This is a genomic window from Pseudoalteromonas sp. S3785 (assembly GCF_005887365.1).
Classification (GTDB): domain Bacteria; phylum Pseudomonadota; class Gammaproteobacteria; order Enterobacterales; family Alteromonadaceae; genus Pseudoalteromonas.
This window is the reverse complement of record NZ_PNCT01000005.1, coordinates 106,096-122,674: the sequence shown is the minus strand read 5'-3', so window position 1 is coordinate 122,674 and position 16,579 is coordinate 106,096. Positions and strand designations below refer to the sequence as shown.

Below are 16,579 nucleotides of genomic sequence, written 5' to 3'. Positions count from 1 at the left end.
CTTAGTCGATAATCTCTAAATGGGGTAAGCAATAAATGAGTGGTGTAATGCAATTTTATAATTATATTGAGCAAACATTTTTTTATACGCTTACGCGTAAAATAGTGGGCAATTTAAGCTTTGTATTTTTGTTTCAGGCCATTACCTTATTTTGGTTATATAAAAGCTTAAGTGATCAGCACAGCACTAGCGCATTTTGGTTGTTAACCTTGGTTATTGTTGCAGGCTTTGCCTTTACTATTTTTTATATGCGCTATTTAATTGTGCGCCCTGTAAAAGCGATGTGCGACACATTAATAAACATAAACCAGCAAGAGGCTAATTTAGCCGCCAACTTGCCGCAATTTTCGTTCGATGAATTTAAAGAACTAAGTACGCAATATAACTTATTTACTAACCACTTAAGTGATTTACTGAGTACAACTCACGCCAGCGCTAAAGCCAGCGAGCAAAGTAATGTTGATGTAAATACCGCTATGCAAAATACACAGCAATTAAGTGAACAGCAAACTCAGCTGAGCCACACTATAATTAATGCGAGCAACCAAATAGTGCAAAGCTTAGAGGGCATAGTGAGTAATACTGATAGCGTGCATAGTGTTAACAGCGAGCACTTAGACTTTGTTAAGCTTTCGTCGCAAGAGCTTGCAAGCTTAGTCGAGAAAGTGTCGCTTATTGGTACCTTACTACAAAGATTTTCTAAAACGGTGTCTGGCCTTAAAGAAAACAGCGAAAACATTCGTAGCATTTTAAAAATGGTTGAGGAGTTTTCGGATCAAACTAATTTACTGGCACTTAACGCTGCCATTGAAGCGGCACGCGCTGGCGAAGCTGGCAGAGGTTTTGCTGTTGTTGCTGATGAAGTACGTACCTTATCGGTAAAAGTAAGTGGCGCAACCCGACAAATAAGCGACTTTATTAACCAAATGAATGAGCTGGTTAACGAAACTAACCAAGAAAGCGAGCAGTTAATTAGCCACTCTAGTACCGCACAAAGTGCCATTAGTAATACCTCTGAAGGGTTTAAAGCAATGCTAAGTGAGTTTGAACAAAACCAACAGCAGCTTCAGCAAATAGCAGATGCAGTGCATACCCTAGAGCAAGCGCAGCAACACACTCACCAATCAGTAGAGCAAATTGTTACCTTAGGCGAGCAAGCTAAAAGCGCCATTGATCATGCACTAAGTAATAGTCAGCAATCACATGCCCTTAGCCAGCAAACGCAGCAGCAGTTAAAGCGCTTTGTGCAATAGCGATTACAAAACAATGCTGAGCTGTGAAATTCCTACTATTTTAAAGGCAACATTCAACAGCGCTTTATAAATATGGTAAATTACGCAGCTAATTATTTAAGTGTGTAATGTGTGTGAGTAACTCAACCCCCAACTATCAACAGCTAGCCAAAAATATTAAAACCTGGGGCCAAGAACTCGGCTTTAGTGAGGTTGGTATTACCGATATTGATCTATCTAAACACGAAGCACAATTACAGCGCTGGTTAGATGCAGGCTTCCATGGCTCAATGGACTATATGGCAGCTCACGGCATGAAACGCGCTCGCCCTGCTGAACTAGTACCTGGTACACAGCGGGTTATTTCGGTGAAAATGAATTACCTGCCCCCTGATGCTAGTTTTGCCAAAACATTAAAAAACACCGAAAAAGCTTACATTAGCCGCTACGCATTAGGGCGTGACTATCATAAATTAATGCGCAACCGACTAAAAAAGCTAGGCCAAAAAATAGAACAAGCAATTGGCGATTACGGTTTTAGGCCATTTGTAGACTCAGCACCTGTACTTGAGCGTCAACTAGCTGAAAAAGCGGGATTGGGTTGGCGAGGTAAGCACTCTTTATTAATAAATCAAGAAGCTGGCTCGTGGTTTTTTTTAGGTGATCTTTTTGTTGATTTACCGCTGCCAATTGATGCTGAAAATACGTTTGAAGGCTGCGGTAAATGCGTTGCTTGCATTACGCTTTGCCCAACAGGCGCAATTGTAGAGCCCTATGTGGTAGATGCACGTAAATGTATTTCTTACTTAACCATTGAGCACCAAGGGCCAATACCTGAGAAATACCGTGCGTTATTGGGGAATAGAGTTTACGGCTGCGACGATTGCCAATTGGTTTGCCCATGGAACCGTTATGGTCAAATTACCGATGAGCAAGACTTTCACCCCCGTACGCAACTAAAAAATAAAGACTTAATTGAGCTATTTGCCTGGGACGAACCTACTTTTTTAAAAAATACCGAAGGCAGCCCTATTCGCCGTATTGGCCACGAACGTTGGCTTCGTAATTTAGCGGTGGGACTAGGCAATGCCGATTTTAGTCCTGCTATTATTTCCGCTTTAGAAAATAAACGTGAATCTAGCTCGCAGCTAGTAAAAGAGCATATAGAATGGGCGCTTGAGCAACAAAATAATAAACAACGAGAACAACTTCGTAAAACACAGCGCCTAATAAGAATAGTCGAAAAAGGCTTACCGCGTGATGCGTAAATCACTCATGTGAGCCTTATAGTATGAGAGGTTTATTTTTTAAGTAACAAAGACAAATCTTGTTCAATTTCAGCAAAGGCGGCTTTAACTTGCTTAACCGACTCTTCTCTGGCAACTGAATTTTGAATTGTTTCGTCTACTTTTTTATAAATAAATATCTCTTGGTCTTCATCTAACCCCATTGTAGGTATGCGTATTTCAAGGTCTTCTTGTAACTGCTTGAATACTTTTTCGTTACTTTCTCGGTTTTCGTTAAGTAACCCAATTAAACCATGAAACTTACTATGCACCGTGCTGGCTACATCATTTAACTTTTGCTGCTGCGACTCAAGCATTTGCTTGGTCATAATTGCCCGCAGTTGCTGTTCAGTCACACTGACAATAAAGCAAACATGGTCACGAATACGCCCGTGTTTGTCAGGGTCGTGATCTGGCATGTTAAGTATTAATAGGCTTATCATTTCGTAGTTCACTAATATACGGTGAGAGAACTCATGTAAGCGGCCTTTGTTTTTAAGCATGTCAAACAGCTCAACCACAATAGGCGAACACACACCATTAAGGGCAAAGTGCTCTATTGTGTCGTCATACCTAAATTCAACATTGCTTTGTAAGTCAAACGTTTGCAGACAGTCTATTAGAGCTTTGCCTAAGTCTTGCGGATTGTTAATAAACCCAATATTTTCAATGTAATTAACTATTTGCCCCATTTCGCTACTATTTGCCATAGCGTTAAATGCCGTAGATGTTGCATCTTCTACTTGTTTTTCGAGGCTCTGTTTTTCTATTAATACTTGATTTAAGTTTTTAAGTTTTGATTTAAGCTCATCATGCCCAAACGGCTTTACTATGTAATCCTCAGCACCAACTGAGTAGCCTTCCATACGCTCTTCAACCGTTCCTCTTGCAGAGACAAACATGACAATTATATGCGCTGTATTTGGATTTGCCTTTAATGCTTTACACACTTCATAGCCATTCATTTGCGGCATACTCACATCAAGTAAAATAACTTGGGGCATATAGCCTTCTACCATGGCTAAACACTCAGGGCCGCTTGTGGCAACTTGTAATTCGAAATCAAGATCTTCTAAAATTTCTTCAATAATTTCTAGGTTGAAAGGTTCATCATCTACAGCAAGAATTTTAGTTAAGGCCATATTTTCATCATCCAATTAAATATCATTTAAACATTAATTCACAAATAATTAGCTATCTTGCACTGCTAGCTTATCATCGGCTAAATGCTCATCTAAATCTATTTCTAGGGGTACCTGAATCCTAATTGTTGCACCACCATCGCTATTATTACTTGCCGTAATTTCACCTTGATGAAGCGATACAAACTCTCTACAAAGCGCAAGCCCTAAACCTGTACCACCAGCGCCACTATTTGTTTTGCTGCTTTGTACAAATTTAGTAAACACGTGCTCTAATTCATCCTCGGGTATACCTATTCCATTGTCTATTACATCAATAATGGCACTGTTTTCATCAGCCATTAAGTTCACTTGAATACGACTTTTAGGTTCACTAAATTTAAGTGCGTTACCTAAAACATTACGCAGTAGTTGATTTATTTGCTCTTCATCACACTGCACAACCACTGGCCCTGGCTTTGAAAAAACAATTTCAATTTCTTTTTCCATCGCTGTACCAGATACATCATCAATACTGGTTTTGATAATACTTTCAATATTGTATGGGCGCGGATTAAAGGGAAACTTCCCAACATCCAGTTTTGATAAATCAAGTAAGTTATTTAGTAACGAAAGCAAACGCTCACCACTACTTTCTATACGCGACAAATACTTTAAAAGTTTATCTTTAGCAAAATCGCCTGCTTCTAACTTACTCAAGCCAAACCGAGAAAAGCTCAATATAGAGTGCATAGGAGTGCGTAGCTCATGCGACATGTTCGCCAAAAATTCTGATTTACTTAAATTGGCGGCTTCGGCTACATTTTTGGCGTGCTCTAACTGAGAAGTACGCGCGCGTACTTGCTCTTCAAGTAGGTCTTTGGCTTCTAAGAGTAATTCTTCTTTTTCTTTTAAATGTGTGACATTTTTAAATATAACCGCTAACGCTATTTCGCCATGGTGGTCAATTTCGTTAAATGAGCCAACAAGTGGAATATACCCACCATCTGTTTTTTGTAAACGCAGATCGCTGCTAAACTGGCGATTACTGTTTAATGTTGTGATCTTATTTTTTATTTCAGCACTTGATTCCTCATCTAAAAATTCAAATACAGAAAAACCCGCGAGTTTGTCAAAGGGCAGCTTAAACAGCCTTAAGCAGGCATCGTTTGCTTCAATTACTTTGCCGTTGCGCTCAAATAACATAATGGCGTCTGGCGTATTTTTATAAATAACTTGTAGTAGACTGTCTTTTTCAATTAACGCATCAACAGTATCTTGTAAACGCTCTACAAGCTCGGCATTTCGGCGTTTTAAAAGCTCTGTTTGCCACAATTTATGTACTGATTGCAGCAGAACACTATCGGTGAGGGGCTTTATTAAAACATCTTCAACCCCTTTACGAATCGCCTCAATCATTGAAACTTGCTCAGGGTGTGCAGTAAATAATAAGCAGCGGCAATCTGGCTGAGACATTTTAATAGCAGAAAAAATATTTAAACCGGTACCATCTTCAAAGCTAAAGTCGCTAATTAAAATATCTATACTCTTTTTATTTGCCACTGCCACTGCGTCTGTTGCGCTGGTTGCTGTTAGCGTTTTGATATGCGCGCCGACTAAATTACTTTTCATTTTTTCAAGGCGCTCGGGTATATGATCAACAAGTAAAATAGTAGGAAGTTTTAAAACATGGCTAGAGCCAAGCTCTAAGAGGTTTTCAAGTAATGAGGTAATTTCTTTATTTGAGAAAAACGGATAAATAACCGTTGCATCTGGTACAAGTTTATTAAGCTCACTAAAGGCGGTAAGTTGTTCGCCGCTTTCGGCTTTAGGGGCAAGTAAAACGCAGCGGTCTTGTGAGATTGTTTGAGCTAACGACTTTACTACTTCACACGGCACTCCGTAGGCACCAATTACCAAATCATACTGGCTGGTGTTAGAGTATAAATCGATCATAGAGTAATGAACGAGCTCAGCCTCACAACCTATTAATTCTAGTAAAACTTTTACTCTCATTGCGATAACACTGCTGCTATCTACAATTAAAATTTTTCGACTCATTAAGCCACACTATCGTAAACACTTTATATGTTAATAGCGTAGCCTATAATTTCTTAGTTGGTATAGGTTGTTAGACTTAATTTTAATTTTTTTACCGATAAGCTCCACAACTATTTTGGTAGATGCTTGCCGAAAATAGTTAAGCTATAGTGTGTATTGTCCATTACCGCGATATTTGGCAACTCTCCCCATACGCTAAATCCGAAATGCTTAAATAGCTTAATACTTGGTAAATTGTGGCTAAAAATAAAACCAAGCAACACTTCAATTTTGAGTTGTTTAGCCTCTTTTTGCGCAAACTCCATCAGCCTTTTACCAAGTCCTTTACCTTGTGCCGCTTTGGTAATATAAATACTTATTTCGACAGTGCCATCATATGCGGGACGCCCATAAAACGATTTATAGCTTAACCAAGCAAGTACTTGACCATTTTCGCAATAAACATAAATCGGGCGTTTTTTAGAGTGGCTATTAAACCACTCTAGCTTACTTTCTACAGATACCTCTTCAGTATCGGCGGTCACCATACGCGAAGCGATGGTTTCGTTGTATATTGCTACAATGGTAGGTAAATCTTCGATAGTGGCTAATCGTGTTGTCATAAGCGCTTAATATTGTTGATCACTTTTGTGCATATTAGCGTAAGATAGACCAGTCAAACAATTATAAATTTAGGCGTTGAGTATGTTAAAAAAAACGTTACTGGGGCTGAGTATTTTTATTACCAGCTTAAGTGCCCAAGCAAATGACACATTACCCCACAAACAACAGCCACAATGCGAAGACTTTACAAATGTTGAGTTTCGTAAACTGCGTTCGAAAGAATCCTTAAACTTATGCCAATTTAAAAACCGCCCTTTACTTATTGTAAATACAGCAAGTAATTGTGGTTTTACCTCTCAATTTGAAGGCCTAGAAAAAGTACACCAACAATACAAAGACAAAGGTTTAGTGGTATTAGGTTTTCCTTCTGATGATTTTTTTCAAGAAGAAAACGATGAAAAAGACATAGCAAAAGTGTGCTTTATTAACTACGGCGTCACTTTTAATATGTTTGCTGCCAGCGAAGTACGCGGCAGTGATGCAAACCCACTATTTAAACATTTAAACGCGCATACCAGCTCACCTAACTGGAACTTTTATAAATACTTAGTATCCGCTGACCGTAAAACCATTAAACGTTTTAACAGTAAAGTTGCCCCTACTTCAAAAGAATTAATTGATGCAATTGAAAATACGCTACTCATCAATTAAGTTTATACTGGTACTGCGCGTTAAAACTAACTAGACTGGCTTTAATGGTTAAATACACCAACTTTAAACAGGAGATTTTATGGCAGTGGCAAGTGCAAGGCACATTTTAGTAGACAGCGAAGCAGAGTGCTTAGATTTAAAAGCTAAGATTGAACAAGGCGAAGACTTTGCAGAGCTTGCAAAATCCTATTCAAACTGCCCTTCTGGTCAAGACGGCGGTGCACTGGGCGAGTTTGGCCCGGGTATGATGGTGCCTGAGTTTGATAAAGTCGTATTTTCAGCGCCCATTAACCAAGTACAAGGTCCTGTACAAACACAGTTTGGCTATCACTTACTAGAAGTGACAAGCCGCTCAGAATAACGTTGAGTTATCACATTATAAAAGCCGCTTATGCGGCTTTTTTTAGGAGCAATTATGAAACTTATAGGATCTATCCCTTCTCCATTTGTACGCAGAGTAAGAATGTGGGCAGCACAAAACAATGTTGACTTAGCGCTAGTAAACCTCGATATTTTTTCTGAGCAAGACCGCCCTACCTTAGCCAGTAACAATCCCGCAAGTAAAATACCGGTTTTAATTGATGGCGATTTAACGCTAAGCGACTCGACTATTATTTTGCGTTACCTCATCGCCAAGGCTAAAAAAAACCCACTAACTTGGTCGCAAGAACACCTACTTAATATTATTAACGCCTGTAACGACTCGTTAGTAGAATTAGCACTTAGCAGACGCTCAGGATTTGATACTAGCGACGATAAATTATTTTTTAATCTGCAAAACGAACGAGTTGCACAAACATTAAGCTATTTAAATAATCATTTAAACGATGATGAATTTAAAGGCTGTGAATGCCTTAACATCAGTTTATACTGCCTACTTGATTGGATTTGCTTTCGTGAATTAACAGACTTTAGCCAGCACGCTGCTTTAGTCAGTTTTTATAACGACTATGGCACGCATCAAGTTGCAATAAGCACCGATCCTAGACCCTAAACAAATAAGGTAAACACATGAGCGATATTGAAATTGAATCACAACTAGTTAGCTTTGTAGAAAAAGTACGTTTAAGCGAGCAAGTGTGGGCGCTAGGTGGCGACGACGGCGGCTTTGTAGTGTGCGAATCTAACCAGTTTGCTGAAACAGATGTACTGCTTTTATGGGAAAGTGAAGAGGCAGCAAAGGCCCAGTGTAAAGAAGAGTGGCAAGAGTTTACGCCTGTAGAAATTAATTTAGATGAATTTTTAGATGAGTGGGTAGAAGATTTAAACGAAGACAGCGCATTAGTTGGTTTAAATTGGAATGACGACCAAGTGTGTGTAGAAATTGAGCCTGTTGGCTTAGCACGCGCACTAAGCGAATAATTATCGCTTTTTATATAATAGTTAATACAACACCTGCTTTTTAAGTGGGTGTTTTTGTTTTGTAGCTAAAAACATGAATACTAGAATCGACACTCGCATGTTTATCTGTTTTAAGTATAAAATATATCGTGTCATTAATTTCAAGGGATTACGTTGAAAACCCATCTTGGTCGCCGCCCTTTTTCAGCAATGGAACTGCATACGCTTTATAACGGCTATATTTATAGCGACTTTAAAGTAGCAAGAGAGCAAGCAAAGCATTGGCATTTTTGGTTGCCTTTAATTGCCTATTACAGTGGCGCATATAGTGATGAAATTGGCTGTTTAACGCTTGACGATCTTGAGCTTAAAAATGGCATTTTGTGTTTTAATTTTCATACTAATGGAAAAATAAAAGCGCGCTTAGTTCCGGTGCATCAAGCCTTAGTTGATGCAGGGCTTAACGACTTTATTGCCTTTGTTAAAGCACATAATCACACACGATTGTTATTTGATTTACCAGCTAAGTCTGGCCGTTATAGCGAAAAAGTGCGCATCTGGTTTACAGGTGAAGGTGAGCGTGCGGGTTATTTGCAAAAATGTGCGATTCCCACTGTTGATCAACTCGGTATGAAAACCGCCATAAGTAGCCTGCGACTTAATTTTGAGCAACAAGTGCGTATTTATGCATTACAAGCGAATTCAAAAGATGCTTTTAATTATTTAATGGGGTTTAACGAATACCCTGATGAAAAATTTGATGATGTAGCCCTACTAAACACTGTAATACAGCAAATTCGTACTATTAATCCACAACTGCATTGGCAGCGCTTTAACCAACGCCAAAGTCACTGACACTATTTGTTACTATTTTAAATCCAAGTAGCTACTTTATTAAATTACTCTCGTAAAAAAAGCTGCTAGGATATCTAAATCTCAACTTTTAAGGGCATAGAAATGCCTATTTGAGACAGTTTCTAACAACAACAATCTAGGGATCACTATGTTTTTAAAAAGCCTATTAACAGTAAGCGTTGCTTTAGCAATGACTACTGCCAACGCTAACGAGTTCGTTATCGAAAAGCTTGCTAAACCAAGTTCACAAAAGGTGTCGTTAACACTCGACCCAAGCCAAGACACCTTTACAGGGATGACAGAAATAGCCCTAGAAGTGTTAAAACCCACTCATTACATTGAACTTAACGGCGTGGCTTACGCTGTTAAAATGGCGCAGTTATTAGGCAATGAAAACTGCGACTTAAACAACGAAATGCTAAAAACAGAAAAAGTAAAATTTAGCTGTGATGAGAAAATTCAACCGGGTAAGTACACCCTTAAAATAGATTTTTCGGCGCCGTATAATCGCCAAAGTGTGGGCTTATACAAAACAATTGATCAGGGCACACCTTATTTATTTACTCAGTTTGAAATGAATGATGCGCGCCGAGCCTTTCCGGTATTTGATGAACCAAGTTATAAAATACCGTTTCAGTTAACGATTACAGCGCCAACGTCTCAAAAGGTTTATGCCAATACGCCAGAGCTTAAAACCACAGTCAACGGCGATATGACAACACATTACTTTGATAAAACGCCCCCTATTCCTTCTTATTTAGTGGCTATGGCCGTGGGCCCTTTTGAAGAGCTTGAAATAAAAGACATGCCAATTCCAGGGCGTGTTATTACCCCGCAGGGTAAAATTCATTTAGCTGATTACGCAAAAGAGAACATGCCCAAAGTACTTGCTGCACTTGAGGCGTATTTTGGTATTCCTTATATTTATAAAAAGCTCGACTCGGTAGCCGTACCCGAGTTTCCTTTTGGTGCAATGGAAAACTCAGGCCTAGTTACCTACCGCGAAGATATATTACTGGTTGATTTAGCAGCCGCTACACGCAGTAAAAAACAGCGTAATGTGTCGATTATTGCGCACGAGCTGGCTCACCAATGGTACGGTAACTTAGTGACCATGAAGTGGTGGAACGACTTATGGTTAAACGAAGCATTTGCTAGCTGGATGGCGGCAAAAATTACTAAACAGCTTAACCCTGAATTTGAATCTCACCTTGATTTACCACAAAACAACGTAATGGCATTAGATGCTCGCTTAAGCACTAAGCCTATTCGTAAACCGATTAAAACCGAAGCCGATATTATGGATGGTTTAGGGCTTGCCTACAGTAAAGGCAGCGCGGTGCTTGCTATGGTTGAAAACTGGATTGGTGAAGAGGCATTCCAAAAAGGCATTCAAAGTTATCTAAAAAAATTCTCATATAAAAACGCCGAAGCAGCCGATTTATGGGAAGCACTTGGTAAAGCGTCTAATAAAGATGTTGCCAGTGTTTTAAAATCATTTATTGAACAGTCTTCTTTTCCGCTTGTAAATGTAAGACAAGACGGTAAAAAAATTACTGTATCGCAAAGTCGCTTTGCTAATGCCGGTGTAGATGCTCCTGCACAGCTTTGGAATGTCCCTGTTGGGATAAAATATGGCGCTGGCGATAAAGTAAAAACAGCCAGTATTTTACTTAATCAGCAAAGCCAAACTTTGACGCTTGATTTTGAGCCAGAGTGGATTTACCCCGATGAAGGCGCACTAGGTTATTACCGCTGGGTAATGGACGACGCGCAGTTTGACTCACTGATAAAACATGCGCCGCAAGCACTGAATGATCGTGAGCGTTTAGCGCTGCTTTCTGCCACTGATGCACTGCTTGATGCAGGTGTAATATCGGCCGCTAAACTAATGCAAACTCTAGAAGTATTTGTAAGCGATGATCACCCTCGTGTTGCTAATACAGCGCTGGGCTATTTAGTATCGCAAAAAAATACCTTTAAAGATGAAAGCAACGAAGCGTTATGGCCTGAGTTTATACGCAGTGCAGTAATGCCTGCAGCTAAAAAATATTCACTTGAAGCACAAGCTGGCGAAGACGGTGCAGTATCACAACTACGTGCAGGTGTTGTCTCCTTACTTGGTTTTGATGGCGAAGATCAACGCGTGATCAGCAAAGCAAAAGAGCAAACGCAAGTGTACTTAAACGATCCGCAAAAAGTGGATCCGTATTTAGCAGCTACCTACTTAAAACTTGCCGCCTATAATGGGGATAAAGCCTTACTTGATCAATTTATGGCAACCTTTAAAACCACTAAAGATCCACAAGTACGCACAAACATGTTGGCAGCAATGGGTTTTATGGGCAAGCCGCAGTTACAAAAGCAAGTGTTAGCGTATACCCTCACTGACGACGTAACGGCATCTGACATGCGTACTATTTTAGCAGGTCAAAGTTATAGCGAGTCACGCCAAGCACTATTTATTGAGTGGATATACAACAATTACGACAAGGTAACACAAAATTTACCGCCGTTTTTTGTACCTAACTTACCGTACTTTACGACCGCGCGTTGTGATCAACAAAGTTTAGCAACCACGCAAGCATTCTTTAAAGATAAAATTGAAGAAACACCGGGCTACGCGCGTACGCTAAGCAAGCTTGAAGAAAGTACTAACGACTGTATTGCGCTTAAAGCGCGAGAGCTTACATCAGTTAATGACTTTTTAAAAAGCAAATAAGCTTAATTAACAGTAAATATGCATAATTAAAAAAGCCGCTGAGTTATCCACTCAGCGGCTTTTATTTACCCGTTAATAATCTGTGTTAGCTTGGCAATAAAGTCTTTTGCTGCTTGCGCTGAGTTAATTTTAAAGGCCACACCATAGTGAATCGGCTGCGCACTTTTGTGAATACGTGTAGGAAAGCGCGTCATCTCGCTACTATGAAAATAACCTTGTACTCGTGTTACCTCATCAATTGTTGCAAAGTCATCGCTAAACACCTCAAAGGCTGGGCGAATAATTATTTTGCCTTTACCCGCTTCGCTGTGGGTATAAATGGCTTCTTTAGAATTTGCTAACATGTACTCAGCAATGTTTTTAATTTTAAAGTTACTTCTGCACTTTAACTGAATGAGCTGCTCTGTTAACTCATCTGTACTATACGCCACGTGGTGATCCCTTTAATGTTTAATAGTGCATTACATTAGCCTATACGCGCCGCAAAGTCCGAATTATTTTACATCGCATACAAAGGCAAGTTTGTCGTTTTTATAACTCATTCTTGTTATGTTTGTCTCGCAATACGGGCTTAAGTTAAGCCATTGAGAAACTTCATTGGTGCCGCTTAAACTACGCATATATACACGGTTTTTAACCGCATAAGCCACTGTATTAGCATCTTTTAAAATAAAGTCTTGTACTTGCTCTGGCAATCTAAGTAAATCTTCCACCTGTTTAGATTGGGGGTTAAAACTTGCTAAAATATGCTGTTCATTTTTTGTGTAGCTAAATAAAAATGTTGCGGTTTTACTGATATAAATAAGCGTACGCCCTATGTTGCTTGCTACCACCTCGCCTTTTGCCGCAGCAACCGACGTATATTGCAATGTATGTGGCTCACCTAAAATAAACATCACTAAGTCGCTTTGAGCGCCCCATGCATGGTAGCCAACAGGTTCAATCCAATCAAAAATACGGCTCGGAGCTTGCTCAGTATCGAGTGGGTATTGCCACAGCTTTTGTTTGCTATCTTGCTCTACCACAATGGCCGATAAACTTTGTTTTGAGGGCATAACAGTGGGCGAATATTCGCTCACTGGCGTATTTGTTATGTTGCTTACTTGCTTGGTTGCTAAGTCATAATAGGCAATATCGGTTTGACTTTGCTCGCTTGAAATAACTTCGTGCGTAAAATAAATACCTTGGTTTGTTAAATAAGGCTGGTTGTTATAGCTGTTTTTGTCGCTCACTATACTTACTTGCATACCGTAAGGTGTATTTAAATCGGCCAACAAAATTTGGCTTTTTAGCATGCTAGCCTGTGCATTCGCTAGGCTTAGCGCCGCTATAGAAGCTAGCCCAAGCCATGGTTTAATAAGTTTCATGCTTTCTCTCGTTTTAATTTTAAGCACCTCATGATAACGTTATTTGCCGATGGCGTCACTTGACCTCAGTCAGTCAACTCTTTATAACTGTCTTGGTCCTAAAAAAGAGAAAAAACATGTCTGCTAAACATCCTATCATTGCAATAACCGGTTCATCGGGTGCGGGTACTACAACCACCACCAATGCAATTAAACATATTTTTCGTAGCCTTAATATTGATGCGGCTTTTATCGAAGGAGATAGCTTTCATCGTTACACACGCCCAGAAATGGACAAAAAAATACGCGAAGCACAGCAAGAAGGTAAGCACATTAGTTACTTTGGCCGCGAAGCCAATGACTTTGGCGCATTAGAAACCTTATTTAGTACCTATGGCGAAACAGGCCAAGGCAAGTTACGCCGATACTTACACACCTTTGATGAAGCCGTGCCTTACAATCAGTTACCCGGTACATTTACTCCTTGGCAAGATCTTGAAACAAACACTGACTTGATGTTTTATGAAGGTTTGCACGGAGGCGTGGTTGATCAGGATCACGATGTAGCTAAGCACGTAGACTTGCTTATAGGCATGGTGCCAATTATTAACCTTGAGTGGATCCAAAAATTGATCCGCGATACGCAAGACCGCGGCCACTCTCGCGAAAAAGTAATGGACTCAATTGTACGCAGTATGGATGACTACATTAACCACATCACACCGCAGTTTTCGCGCACCCATATTAACTTTCAACGTGTGCCAACGGTTGATACGTCAAACCCATTTAGCGCAAAAGATATCCCTTCACTAGATGAAAGCTTTGTTGTTATTCGCTTTAGAGGAATTGATGACGTTGATTTTCCGTATTATTTACAAATGATTGAAGGCAGCTTTATGTCGCGTATAAATACCCTTGTGGTGCCAGGCGGTAAAATGGGTTTAGCAATGGAGCTGGTGCTTACCCCGCTTATTAAAGACATTATTGTTAAAAAGCGTGCGCTTGAAAACCTTGCTCCATTAGATATACCCATTTAGCCCCTCTTTTATGATTTACACTTCTGACGTACACTGCTGCTTTTGCTAACAGTGAGGGAAAACGTGTCGCACTCATTAAAAATTATTGTGGGCTCTAAAAACCCAGTAAAAATTAACGCTGCAAAACATATTTTTGCAATGTACTTTCCTAGTTACGAAATTGATTGCCAAGGCGTTGATGCTCCCTCAAATGTTCCCGATCAACCAATTGGCGAAGAGCAAACCCGTATAGGCGCACAAAACCGAGTTACTTACTGCAAAAATATGTACCAAGCAGATTACTACTGTGCAATGGAAGGCGGTGCAGAGCAATTTAGCTATGGGGCTGCAACCTTTGCCTATGTTGTTATTAATAATGGCTCTGAGCAAGCGATAGGACGCAGCAGTAACCTGCCGTTACCGCAAGTGTTATATAACGCGCTATTAAAAGGTGAAGAGCTTGGCGATGTGATGGATAAAACATTTAACACCCATAATGTTAAGCAAAAAGGCGGCGCAATAGGACTACTTACAAACAATCATGCAACCCGACAAAGCACCTACACCCAAGCGCTTACCTTAGCTATGGCGCCTTTTTTACACCCTAGCCTTTATCAGGAAAATTAATGAAATACAGTTATGTACTGTTTGATGCAGACGAAACACTATTCAGGTTTGATATTTTAGCGGGAATGACCCGCATGTTTAAAGCGTACAATATTGAGTTTACTCAAGCCGATTACATCCATTACCAAAAAACTAATAAGCAGCTGTGGATAGATTATCAAGATGGAAAAATTAGCGCCGATTACTTACAAGTAACCCGCTTTAACGAGTGGGCTGTAAAATTAGGGGTACCCGCTAAAGAGCTAAACGATGCATTTTTAGATGCTATGGCACAAATTTGTGAACCTTTACCCGGCGCCGTAGCGCTGTTAAATAAACTAAAGCCACATGCTAAATTAGGCATCATAACCAACGGCTTTGCCCGCTTGCAAACGGTGCGTTTAGAACACACAGGTTTAAAAGAGATGTTTGATTGGTTGGTTATTTCTGAACTAGTAGGCATTGCTAAACCTAACAAGGCTATTTTCGAGCACACATTTAAGCTTATGGGTAATCCAGATAAAAGCAAAATATTGATGGTGGGCGACACTGCCTCTAGCGATATTTTGGGAGGCAATAATGCCGGTATTGATACCTGTTGGCTACAGCACCCAGGCGAGCAGTTACCTGAAGGCATAACTCCTACTTACACAATAGCTAACTTAGATCAATTGCAGTCTATTCTTAAAATTTAGCTAAATTAAAAGCAAAAAAAATGACGCTGTTAGCGTCATTTTTTATAACTGTTTGTGAGCGTGTATTTTAAAAAATACTAAATTAGGCAGTCGCTAATTCAAGGCCGGGTGCAGGCATCGTAACAGGCGTTTCAAATGTTGCCCACTCCCATGCTGACTCAGTTGCCATAATTTTGCGAAGTAACTTGTTATTTAAATCGTGACCCGATTTATAAGCCGTTACTTTACCTAGTAGGTTATGACCTGTCATAAACATGTCGCCCACACAGTCTAATATTTTGTGTTTTACAAATTCATCGCTGTAGCGCAAACCATTTGGGTTTAGTACTTTAAAGTCATCAAGTACTACTGCGCTGTCCATGCTGCCACCCAGTGCTAGGTTATTAGCATGCATGTATTCAATATCTTTCATGAAGCCAAACGTACGTGCACGGCTAATTTCTTCAGTAAAGCTTTGCGCAGTAATATCTAAACCAATGCGCTGACGGCTTTCGTTAATGGCCGGGTGATCAAAGGCAATTTCAAAGTCGATATGAAAACCATCATATGGTTCTACTTCGGCCCATTTATCGCCTTCTTCAATACGTACTTTTTCTTTTATACGAATAAAGCGTTTCGCAACATTTTGCTCTTCAATGCCGCCTTTTTGTAACAAATAAATGAACGGTAATGCACTACCATCCATAATCGGCACTTCTGAGCTATCTAATTCAACAATTAAATTATCGATACCCATTGCAGCAACCGCTGCAATTAAGTGCTCAGTCGTTGATAAGCGAACACCATCTTTGTTAATTAAACAGGTACATAATTGCGTATCACCAACGGCTTCAGGTGTTGTTTCAAAATCAACAACCGGATCAAGGTCCACACGACGAAATACAATCCCGGTATTTGCGCTCGCAGGTCGGAGAGTTATTGTGACCTTCTCACCTTTATGAAGTCCAATTCCTATGGCTTTGACTACTTGTGCAATCGTACGCTGTTTAATCATAGGTTCGCTCACTTTTAAATCAGTTACAGTTAGACGGCGGAGTTTAACAT

Annotated in this window: 17 protein-coding genes; 11 read left to right on the top strand and 6 right to left on the bottom strand. The window is 39.9% G+C overall.

Features of this window, described 5'->3' with window-relative positions; all coding sequences use genetic code 11:
• The first annotated feature begins 35 nt into the window (after window positions 1–35).
• Both CWC17_RS02070 and queG read left to right on the top strand, forming a co-directional pair.
• The gene (locus CWC17_RS02070) at window positions 36–1,253 is read left to right on the top strand and encodes a methyl-accepting chemotaxis protein (protein ID WP_055014152.1); all 1,218 of its coding nucleotides are present in this window, start codon (window positions 36–38) and stop codon (window positions 1,251–1,253) included.
• Window positions 1,254–1,366: 113 nt separating this feature from the next.
• Window positions 1,367–2,500: a tRNA epoxyqueuosine(34) reductase QueG gene (gene queG / locus CWC17_RS02065; protein ID WP_138611955.1), complete on the top strand. Its 1,134-nt coding sequence runs from the start codon at window positions 1,367–1,369 to the stop codon at window positions 2,498–2,500.
• Window positions 2,501–2,532: 32 nt separating this feature from the next.
• Here queG and CWC17_RS02060 read toward each other — a convergent pair whose 3' ends face one another.
• The 3 genes from CWC17_RS02060 to CWC17_RS02050 all read right to left on the bottom strand — a co-directional run bounded on the left by CWC17_RS02060 (window position 2,533) and on the right by CWC17_RS02050 (window position 6,302).
• Window positions 2,533–3,660 (bottom strand): response regulator, encoded by a 1,128-nt coding sequence (locus tag CWC17_RS02060; protein WP_138541358.1) that lies wholly within the window; start codon window positions 3,658–3,660, stop codon window positions 2,533–2,535.
• 48 nt (window positions 3,661–3,708) lie between these two features.
• Window positions 3,709–5,700 carry a sensor histidine kinase gene (locus tag CWC17_RS02055; RefSeq protein ID WP_138611954.1) on the bottom strand — a complete coding sequence of 664 codons (1,992 nt, stop codon included), beginning with the start codon at window positions 5,698–5,700 and terminating at the stop codon, window positions 3,709–3,711.
• A gap of 110 nt (window positions 5,701–5,810) precedes the next feature.
• On the bottom strand, window positions 5,811–6,302 hold the full coding sequence (locus CWC17_RS02050; protein ID WP_055014155.1) for a GNAT family N-acetyltransferase: 492 nt from the start codon (window positions 6,300–6,302) through the stop codon (window positions 5,811–5,813).
• Between the two features lie 82 nt (window positions 6,303–6,384).
• Here CWC17_RS02050 and CWC17_RS02045 point away from each other — a divergent pair, with 82 nt between their 5' ends.
• The 6 genes from CWC17_RS02045 (at window position 6,385) to CWC17_RS02020 (ending at window position 11,872) form a co-directional block, all read left to right on the top strand.
• Window positions 6,385–6,954, top strand: coding sequence for a glutathione peroxidase (locus tag CWC17_RS02045; protein ID WP_138611953.1), 570 nt, complete (start codon window positions 6,385–6,387; stop codon window positions 6,952–6,954).
• A 79-nt stretch (window positions 6,955–7,033) separates the two neighbouring features.
• Complete coding sequence (locus CWC17_RS02040; protein ID WP_055014157.1) at window positions 7,034–7,315, top strand: peptidylprolyl isomerase; 282 nt, start codon at window positions 7,034–7,036, stop codon at window positions 7,313–7,315.
• A 54-nt stretch (window positions 7,316–7,369) separates the two neighbouring features.
• A complete protein-coding gene (locus CWC17_RS02035; protein ID WP_138611952.1) occupies window positions 7,370–7,948 on the top strand; it encodes a glutathione S-transferase family protein in 579 nt (192 codons plus the stop codon).
• Window positions 7,949–7,965: 17 nt separating this feature from the next.
• A complete protein-coding gene (locus tag CWC17_RS02030; RefSeq protein WP_055014159.1) occupies window positions 7,966–8,316 on the top strand; it encodes a DUF2750 domain-containing protein in 351 nt (116 codons plus the stop codon).
• A 153-nt stretch (window positions 8,317–8,469) separates the two neighbouring features.
• Window positions 8,470–9,150: a site-specific integrase gene (locus tag CWC17_RS02025; RefSeq protein WP_138541362.1), complete on the top strand. Its 681-nt coding sequence runs from the start codon at window positions 8,470–8,472 to the stop codon at window positions 9,148–9,150.
• A gap of 148 nt (window positions 9,151–9,298) precedes the next feature.
• Window positions 9,299–11,872, top strand: coding sequence for a M1 family metallopeptidase (locus CWC17_RS02020; RefSeq protein ID WP_138611951.1), 2,574 nt, complete (start codon window positions 9,299–9,301; stop codon window positions 11,870–11,872).
• A 65-nt stretch (window positions 11,873–11,937) separates the two neighbouring features.
• On the opposite strand, the gene CWC17_RS02015 is transcribed toward CWC17_RS02020, so the two are convergent.
• Complete coding sequence (locus tag CWC17_RS02015; RefSeq protein WP_138541364.1) at window positions 11,938–12,303, bottom strand: hypothetical protein; 366 nt, start codon at window positions 12,301–12,303, stop codon at window positions 11,938–11,940.
• A 63-nt stretch (window positions 12,304–12,366) separates the two neighbouring features.
• A complete protein-coding gene (locus tag CWC17_RS02010; protein WP_138611950.1) occupies window positions 12,367–13,239 on the bottom strand; it encodes a TolB-like translocation protein in 873 nt (290 codons plus the stop codon).
• A gap of 116 nt (window positions 13,240–13,355) precedes the next feature.
• Here CWC17_RS02010 and CWC17_RS02005 point away from each other — a divergent pair, with 116 nt between their 5' ends.
• The 3 genes from CWC17_RS02005 to yjjG all read left to right on the top strand — a co-directional run bounded on the left by CWC17_RS02005 (window position 13,356) and on the right by yjjG (window position 15,535).
• Complete coding sequence (locus CWC17_RS02005; protein WP_055017496.1) at window positions 13,356–14,255, top strand: phosphoribulokinase; 900 nt, start codon at window positions 13,356–13,358, stop codon at window positions 14,253–14,255.
• Between the two features lie 63 nt (window positions 14,256–14,318).
• The gene (gene yjjX / locus CWC17_RS02000; RefSeq protein ID WP_138541366.1) at window positions 14,319–14,861 is read left to right on the top strand and encodes an inosine/xanthosine triphosphatase; all 543 of its coding nucleotides are present in this window, start codon (window positions 14,319–14,321) and stop codon (window positions 14,859–14,861) included.
• Window positions 14,861–15,535 carry a pyrimidine 5'-nucleotidase gene (gene yjjG, locus CWC17_RS01995; RefSeq protein ID WP_138541367.1) on the top strand — a complete coding sequence of 225 codons (675 nt, stop codon included), beginning with the start codon at window positions 14,861–14,863 and terminating at the stop codon, window positions 15,533–15,535. Before yjjX ends, yjjG begins: the two co-directional genes overlap by 1 nt.
• Window positions 15,536–15,617: 82 nt before the next feature.
• On the opposite strand, the gene lpxC is transcribed toward yjjG, so the two are convergent.
• Complete coding sequence (gene lpxC, locus CWC17_RS01990) at window positions 15,618–16,529, bottom strand: UDP-3-O-acyl-N-acetylglucosamine deacetylase (protein ID WP_004589422.1); 912 nt, start codon at window positions 16,527–16,529, stop codon at window positions 15,618–15,620.
• Window positions 16,530–16,579: the final 50 nt, after the last annotated feature.